This is a genomic window from Runella salmonicolor (genome assembly GCF_024158025.1).
GTDB lineage: Bacteria > Bacteroidota > Bacteroidia > Cytophagales > Spirosomataceae > Runella > Runella salmonicolor.
Window position 1 is genome coordinate 1 of record NZ_JAMZEL010000024.1, and the last position, 15069, is coordinate 15069.

The window sequence follows — 15069 nt, forward strand, 5'->3', positions numbered from 1 at the left end:
GCCCTATTTCCCGGGCCGCATTCTCAAAGGAAAAGTCAATTTCGTCAATCCAGAAGTGCAGACTTCAAGCAAAATCCTGACCATTCGGGTGGATGTTGCCAATGGAAAAAAAGAATATCAACCGGGAATGCAGGCCTACATTACGCTGAAAGGAACGGTAAAAAATACGATAGCGGTACCGACAAACGCGCTTATTCAGGACACAAACGGCGTGACGGTGTGGCTAGAAAATGCCGAGGGCGCTTTTGAAAGCCGCATGGTAAGCGTAGGCATGACCAATAAAGATTATACAGAAATCACCGACGGCCTAAAAGCAGGTGAAAAAGTGGTGATTTCGGGGGCCTATCTGCTCAACAGCGAATACATTTTCAAAAAAGGCAGCAACCCGATGGAAGGGCATAAAATGTAGAATTAAAGATGCTAAAAATCAGGAAAATGCACATTTTAACAGCGGTAAAGAAACCTGAAAAACATGATTGTTGTCATTGGGGAGGCGTTGTTCTAACTGTACCTTTTAGAAGTATTTTATAATTATTAAGAACCAATTTTAACTAAATTTTTCAAAGAATGAAAAACTTCCAAACTTTTCGAATCGGGGTTTTTATCACCCTTCTGTCTTTTGTTTCAATGTCAGTTTTTGCGCAGGCAAATTACAAACAGTCTTTTAATATCCATAAAGACGGCAAAATCATGGACAGCAAAGGCAAAAATGTTGGCTTAGTAACCAAAGACCATATCATTAAAGACCATAAAGGGCATAAAATCGCATTTGTGGATGGTGAAGGGAATTTGATTGATGCCAAAACCAACAAAAAAATGGGCAGAATGGGCAAAGACGGTAAAAGTTATCACAATGCCAAAGGGGAATTGATGTTTACCATCAAAGACAACCCAGATGAAACCTGTGATATTTTAGATACAAAAGGCAAGGTAATCGGCAATGTACATGATAGCTTCAAAGGCAGTGCCTGTGCGATTCATTGCTTTCAAAACAACATGGCTAAAAAAGCTGACGGTAGCCGCATGAAACACTAACAGAAATAGGGTGAGCTACCGCAACTCACCCCCTAATTTAACAACTCAAAATTCAATGAAGAAACCACTCATTTTCGCATTTATGGCAACATGCCTTTCGGCAAATGCCCAATTGAACTTCCCTCCCCCAAGCCCCGAAGCCCACTTTACACAGCAAGTTGGTTTTGCTCGTATTACGGTTAAATATGAGCGCCCTTTGGCGCGTGGACGCAAAATCATGGGAAGCTTAGTTCCCTATAACGGTGAACTTTGGCGTACAGGTGCGGGCGATTGTTCAACCATTAAATTCAGCGAAGAGATCAATATCGGTGGACAAAAAGTAGCCGCAGGCAACTATTCACTTTTTTCAATCCCCCAAGCCGATGAATGGACGATTGTGCTAAATCGTGATACAACCATGCACGGTACGGGTGGATATGATCAAACAAAAGATTTGGTACGATTCAAAGCAAAACCAGAAATGACGAATCGATATTATGAAGCTTTTACGATTGAAATTCAGGATATTATTAAAAACAACGCCAACCTGTATTTGGCTTGGGAAAATACCTCAATAAAGATCCCTATCCAGACTAGTGCTGATGAAAAAATCATGGCAGAAATCAAGAAGAAAATCATGGACGATAAAGGAAGTCGCCCCATGCTGTTGTTTCAAGCTGCTAATTATTACTACGAAAACGATAAAGACATCCAGCAAGCACTTATATGGATTCAGCAAGCAACAGCGCAGGAAGCCAAAGCTAATTTTTTGATAACCCAAGCTCGAATCCAGATGAAAGCGGGCAAACACAGCGAAGCGATAGCATCTGCAAAAAAATCAGCAGAAGTAGCTCGCGCCGACAAAAACGAAACCGCTGCCAAAATCGCGGAGGCATTTATCGCTGATATGGGTAACAATACTGGTAAAATGGAACATAAACACTAAGTGGAAGTATGGTAATCAAAAAGTAACTCTGTGAATTACCCAAACGGCTGTCAATCAAAATATCCAAGCAACAGGCTATAAAGTAGTAAAACATAAAACTTTAGTAAAATGACAACTTTCATTTTGCAATCCAAAATTACTTGTCCTAAGTGTGGCCATCAAAAAACAGAAACCATGCCCACGGATACTTGCCAATTCTTTTACGATTGTGAGCATTGCAAAACCGTCTTGAAGCCCCAAAATGGTGATTGTTGCGTGTATTGTAGTTATGGTGATGTGCCTTGTCCGTCGATTCAACAAAAACAGAGTTGTTGCTGATGAGATATTTTATTTAGTCGTACAAGTCAACTGAAGAAACGTCGTTTGTTAATCCTTTTATTTTCAATTATTTATATTTTACAAACAATTCAAACCAATGAAAAAAACAATCATTTTCGCATTTGCACTTTTGATTTCCGCAGTATCGTTCGCCCAACACGAGGGACATAACATGACCAAAATGGGAATTGACCCCGTTTTGACGGCATACTTTAAAGTCAAAAACGCACTGGTCGCGTCTGATGCCAAAGCCACTGCGGCAGAAGCCAAGGTATTGTCAGCCGCAGTGAAAAAAGCGGGTAAAATGCTAGGTTCCGATGCCGCCAAAGCCGCCGATGCCATGGCAAAAAGCTCGAATATTGATACCCAACGCGCCCAACTTGGCACCTTGACAACGGCAGTATATGCCGCCGCTAAGGCCATGAAGCCAGGAAGTACGGTTTATTATGATTTCTGTCCGATGGCCAATAATAACACAGGCGGCTACTGGTTGAGCGAAAAGAAAGAAATCGCCAACCCCTATTTTGGGGATGCCATGCTTAAATGCGGAAAAGTGAAAGAAACACTTTAATGAAAAAAAGTGATTTCCACCGTAAGATTCGCAAGAGCCACCGCTATTTAGGGGTGGCTCTTGGAGTCCAATTTTTGTTTTGGACCATCAGCGGGCTGTATTTCAGTTGGTCCAACATGGATGATGTCCACGGCGACCCTCAAAAACGCGCTGTCCCGTTGTTTAAGGTCAATCAAACGTGGGTCTCTCCCTCCATTATTATTGATTCCTTGCGGGCCCATGCGCCCGTTGACTCCATTATTGGTTTAGAAAGCATTGAATTATTTGGAAAGCCATTTTATCAAATTCACTATTCCGTATCAAAAGCACAGCCTCATTCGGGAGGTCACGTTTGCTTAGCCGACGCCGAAACAGGTAATCTTCGCCCCGCACTTAGTCAGGCGGAAGCGGTACAGCTTGCTCAAAATCGTTTTGTTGGCGACCCAACCGTGGAGAAAGTAGAATTTTTGACCCAAACAAATGGGCACCATGAATACCGAAACCTTCCAGTGCCCGCCTATGCGGTTACATTTGGAAACCCCGTAAGTACTACCGTTTACATCGCTGCGGAGTTGGGAACCGTCCAGAAATACCGCAACACTAAATGGCGGGTTTTTGATTTTCTGTGGATGTTGCACCTGATGGATTATGAAAGCCGGGATAATTTATCCAATGGACTTTTACGTGCCTTTTCTCTCTTTGGATTACTGACCATTGCTTCGGGATTTACCTTGTTTTGGGTGAGTCGAAAAACCACAGTTCAAAAAAAGAACCTGAAAATGAGTTGATTATCTACGTTTGATAAATACTATTTATGAACCACGAACATCATCATTCGACCAACGGCGGAAACCAGCCACCTGCCGACCATACTGCCCACTCCGCCAGGCAGCATCTGGGAGGACATTCTGGACACGGTAAAAACCCAAAACACGGAGAAGCGGGGCATGACCATTCGGGCATGATTGAAGATTTCAAGAGGAGATTCTACGTAAGTTTATTCCTTACGGTTCCAATCTTGGTGCTGTCAGATATGATTCAGCACTGGTTGGGCTTTCAATTAGAATTTACGGGGAGAAAATACCTCCTTTTAGCCCTTTCAACTGCATTATTTTGGTACGGAGGCAAACCTTTTTTGGAAGGCTGTTGGGAGGAACTTAAAAATCGCTTGCCCGGTATGATGACCCTCATCGCAATGGCGATTATGGTGGCGTTCGTATATAGTGCAGCTACCGTTTTTGGATTTCCAGGGATGGATTTCTTTTGGGAACTGGCTACTCTTATTGTCATCATGCTATTGGGGCACTGGCTCGAAATGCGTTCTGTTGCGGGGGCTTCTAAGGCATTGGAGCTACTCGTGCAGATGATACCCGCCGAAGCGCACATGTATCACGGGGCTATGTTGCACGATATGCCCGTAAAAGAACTCAAACCCAACGACCGAATTCTGGTTCGTCCGGGCGAAAAAATACCCGTAGACGGAATCATTCTGAAAGGCGAAAGCTACCTAAACGAATCTATGCTCACGGGAGAATCGACCCCCGTACTCAAAAGAACGGGGGAAAAAGTAATCGCAGGAGCCATTAATGGGAATGGTTCACTCGAAATAAGGGTAGAGCAAACTGGGGAAGGAACATATCTTGCCAAGGTAATTCAAATGGTAAAAGAAGCCCAAAATACAAAATCTTCTACCCAACGATTAGCCGATCGCGCCGCTTTTTGGCTTACCATCGTGGCATTGGTGATGGGCGTTGGCACCCTGACCGCGTGGTTGGTATTGGGTCAAACGTGGGCTTATGCCGTTGAACGGATGGTCACGGTCATGGTGATTTCTTGTCCGCACGCTTTAGGATTGGCCATCCCGTTGGTCGTGGCTATTTCCACCACGCTTGCCGCCAAAAATGGATTATTGATTCGTAATCGTACGGCGTTTGAAAACGCCCGAAAAATAACAACATTGATTTTTGATAAAACAGGAACGCTTACTACGGGTATTTTTGGCGTAACCCGCATGGGCAGTTTTTTGCCTTCGGTTTCTGAGAACGAACTATTGGGATTGGCGGCGGCCTTAGAACAAAATTCTGAACACCCGATTGCGACGGGAATCATCAATGAAGCCAAGAAACTAAACCTCGACATTCCAACTGTTGACAGCTTTGAAGCCATTACGGGAAAAGGAGTTTCGGGAAAAGTAAAAGAAAAAACGGTATTGATCGTCAGCCCTGGTTACTTACGGGAAAACCAACTTTCGATTCCTGATAAAGCCATCGGCGACGCCTCCGAGACTATTGTTTTTGTTTTGATTGATAGCCAATTAGGCGGATTCATTGCATTGGCAGATCAACTGCGAGAATCATCTGCCGAAGCCATTAAAATAGTTAGTAACCAAGGAATAAAAACCTTCATGCTTACGGGGGATAACAAAACAGTCGCCAAAACGGTGAGTGAAAAATTAGGCATGACTGGTTTTATGGCGGAAGTACTGCCGCATCAAAAATTAGATAAAATCAAAGAGCAACAACAAAAAGGGGAGTTCGTTGCCATGACAGGTGACGGTGTCAATGATGCTCCCGCCCTTGCGCAGGCAGATATTGGGATTGCCATAGGTTCAGGGACGGATGTGGCCGCCGAAACTGCCGATATTATCCTCGTTAACAGCGACCCCAAAGATGTGGCTTCTCTGATTCAGTTTGGGCGAGCCACCTACCAAAAAATGATTCAAAACTTAGTTTGGGCAACGGCTTACAATGTCATTACGCTACCGCTCGCTACGGGTTTCATCCCGGGTATCGTTATTTCGCCCGCCATTGGTGCTGTCTTCATGAGCCTCAGCACCATTATTGTGGCTATTAATGCGCAAATGCTTCGATTTCGATAGCGTTTTAAAGAAAATCTACACCTCATTTTATAAATATGATTCTAACCTCCAGCAAGGGTAAAAAATGGCGCTTGATATCAGGTCGCTCCCACACGAAAGAAAAAGTCAGGGGAGCGTATCATTTGTTTCGTCACATGATGTTGACAAAAGGTTTATCCTGGATTTACGGGATTTTTGGGGTAAGACTTTTAAATAAGCAAGAAACGGACGATTTTTTAGCGCCTTTTCAATTGGTTGAGCACCCCGAAAACCTACTTCACATGCCAGAAGTAGTGGATGTAATAAATACAAAAAAGCGTTATTTTTTACCAACATTGGCTAAAACCGACCGTGTCATGGTCTGGAAGTTTTCCGCTCAGAGTGGTAAAATTACCCTACTTCCTTATGGCGCAGTCCACCTAAGCAATAAAGTAGTATGTACCGATACCAATAATGCGGACTTTTATCGAAACACATTGCATCGAAAAAAACGTATCCATCTTGACGCTGAGGTACTGATTGTACCGTGGAGCCACTATATCGACGGATTTGTTTGGGGAGGATATTATGATTTTTTACTGCTTGTTGTTGGGAAACTTTGTCGAATGAAAGAGGTATTACCACCATCAACCTTCAACAAGGCAATGATCTCCTACCCCCTGTTTAATACTTCTTATGAGCGCGAGTATTTTGAATTGTTAGGAATTGATTTGCACCGCGTAAAAGACAGTAGACATTATCGAATTACGCCTGACGAGTGTATTCTTGGAAACAATGGGCATTGGTTTTATCCAAATGCGGCGGATATACAAGCCCTTCGTAAATACATTCTGCCTAAGTTTGTCGACACAAGTGAAATACACAAAGAAGATCGGATTTATATAAGTCGTAGCGGTCGTCGTCGAATTAAGAACGAAAATGAATTGATTACCCTCTTAAAGAAGTACTATTTTCAGATTATTGAAGACCAGCCACGGACGGTTATCGAGCAAATCGCTCTTTACCGTAATGCAAAATTTATCATTGGACCGCACGGCGCTTCATTTTCCAACATCATCTGGTGCCGATCTGATACACATCTTTTTGAATTATTTTCCAAAACCTACACCCCCGATTATTTTCGGTATTTGGCAGAATTGTTGGGGCTTAAATACACTGCGTATTATTATGACCATGACGTTCATCCTAAATATTGGTCAGATGGACTAGAAGATGATTTTACAGTGAAAATTGATGAAATTGAACAAATTCTGAGGAGAGTTTTGGAACAACTTTAATGCCCTACCTAGTTTTGAATATCCAAGATTTGCCCGTGTCCTCGTTGCCGCCACCGCCGCCACTTCCGACACATCGGGGAATACCCAACAACCCAATCCATATTCGTAAGAACCCAACTGTAATTTTTCCATTTCACGAACCGACACTGAACTCAATATGCGCGTTCCGTTGTACTCCCCGTCATTGCGCATCATTTCCATAAAATTTGTGTAATCATTCGGCGAGCTTTGGGCACCTTTACCCACATCAGGATTATCAGAGAATTGGTTAAAATAGGTGTTTTTCATCTCGCACTTGGAAGCAATGCGCTCCTGAAAAAGGGATTCCCATTTTTGACCTGACACGACCTCGGCAACTCTAGCGGCAAACTTGTAAGAAGCGCTGCTGTACGCTGAACCCACAGTCGTGATTGGATACTGACTAGCAATGGCACGGGTTGCCGTATCCAAGTTCAAAGTTTGGGTGTTGTCAAACATTGAATCGGCTACAATTGTCGTGCGATGCGCTAAAATTTCACGAGTGGTCAATGTATTGTATACCTCAAAACTTTGCATCCAAGGCAAATAGGTGGAAATGGGAGTATCAAGATTTATCTTGCCCTCATCCACCAGCGTCATTATGGTTGCAGCAGCGAGGTATTTCCCGCAGGAAGCAATACCAGCATAATCGTCAAATTTATTGTTGCCTTTTTTATATAAGTACACCATATTCCCCTGCGATACATAGACCATCAATTGGTCACCGTAGGCCGAGGCATTGGTATTCAAAAATGCATCAAAAGCTTGAACTATCTCATCTGGGAAAGGGACTTTGAGTTTTTTTGTTGAGGCCGCTATTATAGTCGTATCGCTGGTCTTTTCTTGATTAGATTGTTGTTTCCTCCTAAAATAATAGACTGTGGCCGTTATTGCGCCCACAACTACTGTTACAATCAAGCTGAAATAGATGCGTTTTTTGAGTATCTTTTTCATCCCCTGAATATTTTAACGAGAAATAATGCCACAATGATGATAATCGTGATTACCGCGTATTTTACCCATTTTTCGTATTTATTGATTTCCGCATGGGCCACTTTTAATTCCTGCCCCTTCTTATTAAGCTCCACGACTATGGTAAGTTGATACTTTTTAAGATGGGTGTTTTCTTTTATCAACGCATCGTTCTGTTTGGCAAAGATTGTGGACTTTTTAGCCAGCTTCGTTAGTTCAACGGCCTGTTCGTAGGGCAGATTAATTGTTTGGCCTTTTGGCGGTTTTTGGGGGAATGATTTCGTTGATGCTATTAAGCAAATCAGTGTTAGAAATATCCTGAAAATCGGTATCAATGGCTTTCTTTTCGTTTTCATAAAGGTAGATTTGGCTAGAATTATTTTGGATATCCACTTGGGTCTTCATCTCCAATAACAGGTTATAGATTTGGCGTTTTGAGACTCCCACACAGGAGCTCACGCCGAATGCGACGGTACTGCACATGATAAAAAGAATCAGGTTGGCCCTTTTTTTGAAGTAATCAAGCACCTTAAAAAATGCCTTGTCGCTCCAGCCCAATCCAGTAATGGAAATGACGAAGCAAAGGATGGAAAGAAGTACTCTTGATGCTTCGCTGAGGTCGTCAGACCATTTTAATATCCAAACGCCCACACCGGCAAAGGCAATGCCGATGAGTGAGGTAAAAGGGTTGAGAATGACGCGGTCGGTGATGGGTTTCATAGCGGTTATAAATTGAGTAAAAACGTATTTTGATTCTAATGATGCCTATTGTAACAGGATATTATAGCCTTTGAGCATGGCGGCAATTGCATTTCGCTTTTGGGCTCTTGTGCCGCAAAATACCGCATAATAAAGTCCCTGTATTGTGACTGAATGCTGTTCTTTGGGGATGTTGTTTTTGATACAAGCATTCACCAAATCGTCGTAATAGACATTCAGACCGTCCACGACTCGGCCATTGTGTAAGGTGATGTTTGTAGAGTCTACGTTCACCTTCATTGAATCACAAGCCAACAATTCAAGATAAAAAGCAGGGCGTTGATTGGTGGTGTTTTGGTCAATCTGCACCTGAATACAACGAAATCGGACGCTCGTGGCGGAGTCGGGTTTGAACCCATTACCCGCAGGAATTTTCTTGATGAGGAAATCGACTTGGGCTTGGGCTGTTACTGTCAAGAGCATACAAGCAAATAGAAAATCGAGAAACTTTTTCATGGTTGTTATAAAAGGTAAATGGATTAGTTGGTTGTAATTGTTTTCCAAACAGTGCCATTCCAAAACTCTTTGGTATGGGTTGTAAGATTGTAGATTTCCAGCCCTTCTTCGGGACTAGGGATTAGGTCACGCTGCCCTGTAGTCATTCGCGGGGTAAGAAAACCTTTGTTAGTAGAATTGATGGCTACTTTGGCGCTGGGTATGGCGGGTGTACTTGCGTCGGAAACGGAGAGGCTACCCGAAATGTCCGTATTGTCACTGAATCTTACCGTACCGTTTACGTCGAGTTTATAGCCTGCATTGGCCGAATTATTAATTGCGACGTTCCCATCGTTAAAAATTGTCAATCTTTTTGTGTTATATCCACCCGCAGGAGCCGTCCACATTTCAATTCGGGCGGGACAAAAGTCGCCCGCAGGAGTTCCGTCGACATAGGTTGCAATCCTGGCTTTTGTAGATAAATAGCTTCCCACATCTACGGTAGACTCCAACATCATGATTTCATCGCCATTGACGACTCTATTATATGTATTGCCATCCCATGTCCTTGATTTGATAAAAGCAAGGTAGGACCCATACCGATTAATTCCATAAGCGGCAAACAATGCCGAGTAGTTATTGTAAGCGTTGACTTGCGAGATTAAGTTGATGTAGTCCAGGCCATAGTTATTATCAATGATACCCGTCCCCGCAAACCCCGTAATGATTCTTCCGTACTGTGAACTAATGGTTTGGGCCGTAAGTGACCCAGCCACGTCTACGTTATTCCTGAACTTAAACTTCCCCGCTTGGGTGGTTGTTTGGCTCTGCGCTTGAAGCAACCAAGGCAAAAGCAGTAGACTAAAAATAAGCTTCGTTTTCATGGTTTAAATGGCTTGAAATGAAAGTTGAAAAACACAGTTGATAGCGGGGTCGGCCACGGAGCGGCGAGCCGAAAGGCTGAGCTTACCCGTAGGGTTTCCCCAAAGTTCAACTTGAATAGGCTGATAGGTCAGCGCATTGCCAAAAGAGGTATTGGAAAATTCTTCCATCATCGTTTCCCCAACCAGCGTCGCGGTATGGGGGCGCTCGGGCCAATAAATTGTTCCGAAGTTAACCCCCGCCTCCAAATAGGCTTCCTGACCCGCATCCCACAGAAATTCACGAATACTATACCGATAGACCCGACCATTTTCCAGCATAGAAGATTCGTTTGAGAAAATCCCCTTGGGTGCAACTCCAAGACGAAAATCGGCGGCGGGCTTCCAAAAAGCAGTTACAGAAGTGAAATTTTCGACGACTCCCGCTTCTTCTTCAATATTGGCCACCATACTTTCGTTGAGACTGCCGTAGATAAGGTGCTGAAAGTGGCAACCACGTCGATGATGGTTAGATGCCAAGTTTTTAAAAAGGAAAATGTTCTTTTTGAGGCTTAACGACTTTGAAAAAACCTTACACTCTACGGGTAGAAAATCGAAAGAATTAAGGCAAACAAAGCCGTTTTGAGCCGCAAACTGTGCCTGTTGCTCAGTCGTATACCCTGCGCTGTTGATAACGGGCATGGTCAGGCTGTTGATACTCGTCATTTCACCACCATCATCACCACAAATCAGTACATTTTTTGAGGCCAAAATCTTAACTGGATAGGTTAAGCCCTCCTGTACAAAACTTCCGATGGTTACGTCAGAATTAGCCGTAAAAACGAGGTGCAAGTCACACCGAAAGGATGGGGCAACCTTGTAGCCTGCGACGGTTTTGATGTGATTGGCATTGACGGTTGGCTGTTGGAAATAGATTTTCAGTACTACGGGCTTGGTAGTTTCAGCTATTTCAGCGGCCTTATTGAGGGTCAAAATGGGTAAGAGTTCCGTTAACCCTGAATTGGCATCGCTACCCGTTTGGCTAACATACACTTGCAGCGTAGGCACTGCATTTTGCCCATTGGGGAGTGCAGGGGGAGCTACTGGTTGATTCGATGTTTTATGGCCGAGTTTCATTCTTGAAAATTGTAAAATTAAATGTCATGAGCTGCCGCAATTCATTGCTTTACTTGCCTACTAAAAACTGCATTTGAAGATTTTTGACTCATTGGCACTGGCGGCTATCCACCCAATTGGGAGGCTTAAGCGTTTGATAGAATCTATCATTACATTGCGGTGGTTGTTACCTGTCGCCAGCTTGTTCCGTTGTGAAAACAGATGGTATGTAGTGTATCGTTATACACCATTTGCCCCTCATAAGGCATATAGGGAAGGGCTAATATTTGAGCCGTTGAAAGCATAGGGATTTGCAATCCATACCCAAAAAAAGCAGTTAATTTCCTCTCAGCCGAAAAGTCTGCCGCCAGATATTTTACGCCGTCTTTGATGAGCATGATACGTACAAACCCATTCCCCGTATCAACACCAATATCTATGTCTGCATATTCTTTCAATAGCCCATCATCTGGGTCAATGCCACTTGCTTTGATTTCAGCCCTTGGCCCTTTTAAAAGGACCTGTGCTCTTTGGGTGGCAGTATCGTAGCCAACCATCACCCCTTTGAGCTCCTCGTCATTATTTGCGGTTTGAATGTCCTCACGTGCATGAACATAGCCCTGAAAACGAGTGGCTTGATTTTCAAAAAACAGCCTTTTAACGTCTCCTCCGTCTTTGACGAATTGATCAAGTTCAATGATGGTGTTTTCATTTAGCCTATTTGGACCCTGTGGCCCTTGTGGGCCTTTGAGCAATGCCACTTTCTTCCACGTCAAATTACCGGGAAGAACAAGGTGAGTCTCGTCAAATTGGTTGGCGAATACGACGCGCTCCCACACATTGCCCGAAACTCCATCAAGATACCGGTGTCCGATGTCGGTCGTTTGCGTGTAGATGAGCGATGGCTCACCATTTCCGATGTCATAAGGTAGACCATCATCACCCGCTAACCCTGCGGGGCCAACCGCACCTTGTGGACCTGCGGCACCCGCTGGGCCATTTGGACCTTGTGGCCCGACTGGGCCACGGTCTCCTTTGGTCATTTTTTTATCTAGTTTCATTGTTCTTTTGAGTTAGAGATGGAGGAAAAACCTAGGCGGAGAAATAATTGATAATCATCGTGGCCGTGCCCGTTTTGGTACGGAATACCGCCTTTTTAACTTCCTCTGCCGTTTCGAGGTAATGTAGTTCATCCACATCGCACAAGAATCCACCGCTGACTGGTGAGGAACCTAATCGAAGTAGTACGGGGTTATCCTGCACCTGAAATTGCGCAGAGACTGCGCCCGCAGGAACGGTGAGTACATAATCCTGCGTAGCCAACAGGGTAATCACTTGGTCGCCCAAAAACTTCCCAGTACTTGAAGTATCGGCCTTCGCAGAAGAAGCGGTTACGGGCGGTGTTTTGTCCGCCGCTTCGGGGTCTTTCTGGAAAAACGAATCCAAGCCATCCCTCAAGAGGAAATACAAGCCTGCAATAAGCCCCGCGACGAAAAAATAGATGCCGACCGTTTTGATTTTGGTTTTGATGGTTTTCGTATTCATGGTTGCGATAGAATTGATAAGAATTAATGAAAGATTGATAAACACTTAGGTTAAGGCATCGGCTACGTCCTGACTGTACTTGCCGTACTTGAGGGCGACCTTTTCCGCCATACGTTTCGTTCGCCGGTAGCGTCGATAGGCCCAAAAAGAGACTCCAAAGGCGGCGGTAATGACGGTCGCCAAAATGAGCCACAACCCATTTGTTTTGGCGTTGGGGTTGTTGCTGGCGAACAGCCCTTTTTTATTCACTTCCGTCGGGGCAGGGTTGGGAGGAGCGAGGGTTTGATCTTCTGGTGCGTCAGGGTCGGTGTACTTTTCGCCCAGGTACTCGGCTTGCTCTTTGGGGGTTTTAGCTTTCCAATGGCCGATTGAAATGGCATTTTGCTTCTGAAACACGAGTAACCATCGGTCGTCTGGGGTAGCGTTTTGTTCTTTGGTTTTTGTCAAATCAATCGGCAATTTCATGGCTGCCGAAATGCCTATGGGCTTTGTTTCATGGGTCCAATCTTCCAGTACATCTACTTTAAGGTAGTTTCGACCCGTGAATGTATAGTCAATCGTGTAGTAACAGGCAAATTCCTTTACTTCCCACAACGGCGCGGTAAGGGGATACGTGGTGTAATAACTTTCTACAAGGCGGTAATTCATGGCCTAGCGTTTGTTTAGCATTTTTTAATCATTGAATGACGAGGGGCGGCTGCGGCTTTTCCTTTTCGCGTTTGTATTTGAACACTTGCACAATGACCAAGCCTATCAGGCCCAGCACCGCAAAGGTGGTGGCCAGCGAGCCGATGCGGCGGAGTCGGTCGGCTTCGGTCGCGGCGTTGAGCTGCGTCAGCTGCACGTCCAACTTCTTTTGCAGGGTCTTTTGCACCTCTGCATCTTCGGCCGCTTCGAGTTGCAGTTTCAATTGTTCGGTATTTTCCTCCTCAATTTTGAGTTCTTTTCCCTTGGCAAGAAAACCAAAAACGGAGCCTGCGGCTTGGGTAAGGGAGGTGATGATTGCGGATGTTGCGACGGCCATGATGGTGGAATGGAAAGGGTTTGAAGCTTATTTTGATTTGGGGAGCTTAAGGATGACTGGTGGTTGCGCCACGACGGGGCCCTTGTTTTTTTTCTTGCCAAACGCCCACCACAGAACGGCCGCTAATACCCCGAGCGCCCCGCCGATAGCGATGACAATAAAGGTGTTATTGGACGGTTTTTCGGGTTCTCCCGCGCCCACCAGGGTTTTGTCAATTTCGGACAGCAGCTTGTCTTGTTGGGCCTTTTTCTTGGCGGCGGCGATGGCTTCGGGGCTATCCACGGTAATATCTTCCTTGAGCACCCAAATCAATTCGGTTTCTTTCGTCCACTGGCTCAACTGCGAAGCCGCAATCCCAGCGGGCGGAAATAACCAATACCATTTGTTGGTCGAAGTAAGGCTGCGTCGAATTTCAAAAGCGTGTTCAATTTGTACAAACCCCTCCTGCGCTTCGCCCGTCAGGATACCCAGCGCAAAGCCTTCGGTCAAACCTGTTAAAAAGTAGGCTTCGGTTTGGCCGTTGCGTTCAATTTTGGTAATCACCGACTTTACATCGGGCGCCGAATAAATACTCAGTGCTTCGTTTTTAACGTATGCGGTTGCCATTGCGCTTAAATAGTTTGATGAGGAAAGTCAGCGCAATGAGGGACACCGTGACCACCGCCGTCCAACCCCAAATCATGGTGCGGTCGGCCGTGGTGAGCGGGGTACTATCGCCCAATTTCCGAATGATTAATTTATTCTCGACCATGAACGCCTGCCACCACTCGCCCGAGGCGTTTTTCCATGAAATGTAGCCGCCGTTCAACAATTTGCGGGGTTCTTTCAACCAGCCGAGGTGGTCGTACTTGACCCCTTCCCTTTTGGTGAGGTCGAAAAAGGCAGGATAGTAGAAATTGGAGAGCAGCACCCCGTCAATCCGGTAGCCGAAATCATTGTCTTCTACGGGGTCGGCCACTTCGACCAAAAATTCTACTTCCTGACCAGTATCGTCGAGCCCTTTGACGAGCTTGGTTTTATTAACATAGGGGTTGACCAGCATTTCCAACAGCTCATGCGAGACTGTCAGCGGCCAAAAATCATCCCGGTATTCGACCTTGGCAAAAGGGTTGCCCTCATCATCAATCCAATGGTAGCCGTTGACGCCTTGCACATCTATGGCGGAAACGATTGAAATCGGCCAGAAACCCAAGGGAATATCGGTCATGTAATCGAATACGTGGACCGTGGCATCCTTGTCCCACACGGGGGCAAAATCACGGCTTACCTGTATTTGCAGCGCATTGGCTACGCGCTGCAATTCCTCACGGCTGATTTTGGACGTGGTATCCACGAGGGCGATATTTACTTTGGGAGCGGCCAAGGGTCATTCTTTGCG

Annotated in this window: 20 protein-coding genes; 8 read left to right on the plus strand and 12 right to left on the minus strand. The window is 45.0% G+C overall.

What is annotated here, in order from left to right:
* From NCI00_RS28360 to NCI00_RS28395, 8 genes are all read left to right on the plus strand, one after another.
* Positions 1 to 409 (plus strand): efflux RND transporter periplasmic adaptor subunit (locus NCI00_RS28360; RefSeq protein ID WP_374758877.1); only part of this gene is annotated, 409 nt, incomplete at its 5' end.
* Positions 410 to 567: 158 nt separating this feature from the next.
* A complete protein-coding gene (locus NCI00_RS28365) occupies positions 568 to 1035 on the plus strand; it encodes a 5-fold beta-flower protein (RefSeq protein WP_253533226.1) in 468 nt (155 codons plus the stop codon).
* Between the two features lie 55 nt (positions 1036 to 1090).
* Complete coding sequence (locus tag NCI00_RS28370) at positions 1091 to 1960, plus strand: DUF2911 domain-containing protein (RefSeq protein ID WP_253533228.1); 870 nt, start codon at positions 1091 to 1093, stop codon at positions 1958 to 1960.
* A gap of 108 nt (positions 1961 to 2068) precedes the next feature.
* Positions 2069 to 2278, plus strand: coding sequence for a GDCCVxC domain-containing (seleno)protein (locus tag NCI00_RS28375; RefSeq protein WP_253533230.1), 210 nt, complete (start codon positions 2069 to 2071; stop codon positions 2276 to 2278).
* Between the two features lie 97 nt (positions 2279 to 2375).
* Positions 2376 to 2849: a DUF3347 domain-containing protein gene (locus NCI00_RS28380; protein ID WP_253533232.1), complete on the plus strand. Its 474-nt coding sequence runs from the start codon at positions 2376 to 2378 to the stop codon at positions 2847 to 2849.
* Positions 2849 to 3616, plus strand: a complete 768-nt coding sequence (locus tag NCI00_RS28385; protein WP_253533233.1) for a PepSY domain-containing protein — start codon at positions 2849 to 2851, stop codon at positions 3614 to 3616. Before NCI00_RS28380 ends, NCI00_RS28385 begins: the two co-directional genes overlap by 1 nt.
* Positions 3617 to 3642: 26 nt before the next feature.
* A complete protein-coding gene (locus NCI00_RS28390) occupies positions 3643 to 5706 on the plus strand; it encodes a copper-translocating P-type ATPase (RefSeq protein ID WP_253533234.1) in 2064 nt (687 codons plus the stop codon).
* Positions 5707 to 5741: 35 nt separating this feature from the next.
* On the plus strand, positions 5742 to 6962 hold the full coding sequence (locus NCI00_RS28395) for a glycosyltransferase family 61 protein (protein WP_253533235.1): 1221 nt from the start codon (positions 5742 to 5744) through the stop codon (positions 6960 to 6962).
* On the opposite strand, the gene NCI00_RS28400 is transcribed toward NCI00_RS28395, so the two are convergent.
* From NCI00_RS28400 to NCI00_RS28455, 12 genes are all read right to left on the minus strand, one after another.
* Entirely contained in the window at positions 6891 to 7934 is a 1044-nt protein-coding gene (locus NCI00_RS28400) for a serine hydrolase domain-containing protein (protein ID WP_253533236.1), read from the minus strand. The two genes, NCI00_RS28395 and NCI00_RS28400, sit on opposite strands and share 72 nt — an antisense overlap.
* Positions 7931 to 8068, minus strand: a complete 138-nt coding sequence (locus tag NCI00_RS28405; RefSeq protein ID WP_253533237.1) for a hypothetical protein — start codon at positions 8066 to 8068, stop codon at positions 7931 to 7933. The genes NCI00_RS28400 and NCI00_RS28405 overlap by 4 nt, the downstream gene beginning before the upstream one ends.
* Positions 8069 to 8192: 124 nt before the next feature.
* On the minus strand, positions 8193 to 8672 hold the full coding sequence (locus NCI00_RS28410; RefSeq protein ID WP_253533238.1) for a hypothetical protein: 480 nt from the start codon (positions 8670 to 8672) through the stop codon (positions 8193 to 8195).
* Between the two features lie 45 nt (positions 8673 to 8717).
* Entirely contained in the window at positions 8718 to 9167 is a 450-nt protein-coding gene (locus tag NCI00_RS28415; protein ID WP_253533239.1) for a hypothetical protein, read from the minus strand.
* Between the two features lie 23 nt (positions 9168 to 9190).
* Positions 9191 to 10030: a phage tail-like protein gene (locus NCI00_RS28420; RefSeq protein ID WP_253533240.1), complete on the minus strand. Its 840-nt coding sequence runs from the start codon at positions 10028 to 10030 to the stop codon at positions 9191 to 9193.
* A 3-nt stretch (positions 10031 to 10033) separates the two neighbouring features.
* Positions 10034 to 11143, minus strand: coding sequence for a hypothetical protein (locus NCI00_RS28425; protein WP_253533241.1), 1110 nt, complete (start codon positions 11141 to 11143; stop codon positions 10034 to 10036).
* Positions 11144 to 11292: 149 nt separating this feature from the next.
* Positions 11293 to 12183: a collagen-like protein gene (locus NCI00_RS29465; RefSeq protein ID WP_289623399.1), complete on the minus strand. Its 891-nt coding sequence runs from the start codon at positions 12181 to 12183 to the stop codon at positions 11293 to 11295.
* A 31-nt stretch (positions 12184 to 12214) separates the two neighbouring features.
* Complete coding sequence (locus NCI00_RS28435) at positions 12215 to 12667, minus strand: hypothetical protein (protein ID WP_253533242.1); 453 nt, start codon at positions 12665 to 12667, stop codon at positions 12215 to 12217.
* A 45-nt stretch (positions 12668 to 12712) separates the two neighbouring features.
* A complete protein-coding gene (locus NCI00_RS28440; RefSeq protein WP_253533243.1) occupies positions 12713 to 13315 on the minus strand; it encodes a hypothetical protein in 603 nt (200 codons plus the stop codon).
* Between the two features lie 28 nt (positions 13316 to 13343).
* A complete protein-coding gene (locus NCI00_RS28445) occupies positions 13344 to 13691 on the minus strand; it encodes a hypothetical protein (RefSeq protein ID WP_253533244.1) in 348 nt (115 codons plus the stop codon).
* A gap of 27 nt (positions 13692 to 13718) precedes the next feature.
* Entirely contained in the window at positions 13719 to 14297 is a 579-nt protein-coding gene (locus NCI00_RS28450; RefSeq protein ID WP_253533245.1) for a hypothetical protein, read from the minus strand.
* Positions 14278 to 15054, minus strand: coding sequence for a hypothetical protein (locus NCI00_RS28455; protein WP_253533246.1), 777 nt, complete (start codon positions 15052 to 15054; stop codon positions 14278 to 14280). Before NCI00_RS28455 ends, NCI00_RS28450 begins: the two co-directional genes overlap by 20 nt.
* Positions 15055 to 15069: the final 15 nt, after the last annotated feature.

Bases quoted from the DNA above. Each gene is read 5' to 3' on its own strand.
- NCI00_RS28400 (WP_253533236.1), bottom strand. From the start codon at position 7,934: ATGAAAAAGATACTCAAAAAACGCATCTATTTCAGCTTGATTGTAACA.
- NCI00_RS28380 (WP_253533232.1), top strand. From the start codon at position 2,376: ATGAAAAAAACAATCATTTTCGCATTTGCACTTTTGATTTCCGCAGTA.
- NCI00_RS28425 (WP_253533241.1), bottom strand. From the start codon at position 11,143: ATGAAACTCGGCCATAAAACATCGAATCAACCAGTAGCTCCCCCTGCA.
- NCI00_RS28365 (WP_253533226.1), top strand. From the start codon at position 568: ATGAAAAACTTCCAAACTTTTCGAATCGGGGTTTTTATCACCCTTCTG.
- NCI00_RS28450 (WP_253533245.1), bottom strand. From the start codon at position 14,297: ATGGCAACCGCATACGTTAAAAACGAAGCACTGAGTATTTATTCGGCG.
- NCI00_RS28420 (WP_253533240.1), bottom strand. From the start codon at position 10,030: ATGAAAACGAAGCTTATTTTTAGTCTACTGCTTTTGCCTTGGTTGCTT.
- NCI00_RS28435 (WP_253533242.1), bottom strand. From the start codon at position 12,667: ATGAATACGAAAACCATCAAAACCAAAATCAAAACGGTCGGCATCTAT.
- NCI00_RS29465 (WP_289623399.1), bottom strand. From the start codon at position 12,183: ATGAAACTAGATAAAAAAATGACCAAAGGAGACCGTGGCCCAGTCGGG.
- NCI00_RS28370 (WP_253533228.1), top strand. From the start codon at position 1,091: ATGAAGAAACCACTCATTTTCGCATTTATGGCAACATGCCTTTCGGCA.
- NCI00_RS28395 (WP_253533235.1), top strand. From the start codon at position 5,742: ATGATTCTAACCTCCAGCAAGGGTAAAAAATGGCGCTTGATATCAGGT.
- NCI00_RS28385 (WP_253533233.1), top strand. From the start codon at position 2,849: ATGAAAAAAAGTGATTTCCACCGTAAGATTCGCAAGAGCCACCGCTAT.
- NCI00_RS28410 (WP_253533238.1), bottom strand. From the start codon at position 8,672: ATGAAACCCATCACCGACCGCGTCATTCTCAACCCTTTTACCTCACTC.
- NCI00_RS28375 (WP_253533230.1), top strand. From the start codon at position 2,069: ATGACAACTTTCATTTTGCAATCCAAAATTACTTGTCCTAAGTGTGGC.
- NCI00_RS28445 (WP_253533244.1), bottom strand. From the start codon at position 13,691: ATGGCCGTCGCAACATCCGCAATCATCACCTCCCTTACCCAAGCCGCA.
- NCI00_RS28415 (WP_253533239.1), bottom strand. From the start codon at position 9,167: ATGAAAAAGTTTCTCGATTTTCTATTTGCTTGTATGCTCTTGACAGTA.
- NCI00_RS28440 (WP_253533243.1), bottom strand. From the start codon at position 13,315: ATGAATTACCGCCTTGTAGAAAGTTATTACACCACGTATCCCCTTACC.
- NCI00_RS28390 (WP_253533234.1), top strand. From the start codon at position 3,643: ATGAACCACGAACATCATCATTCGACCAACGGCGGAAACCAGCCACCT.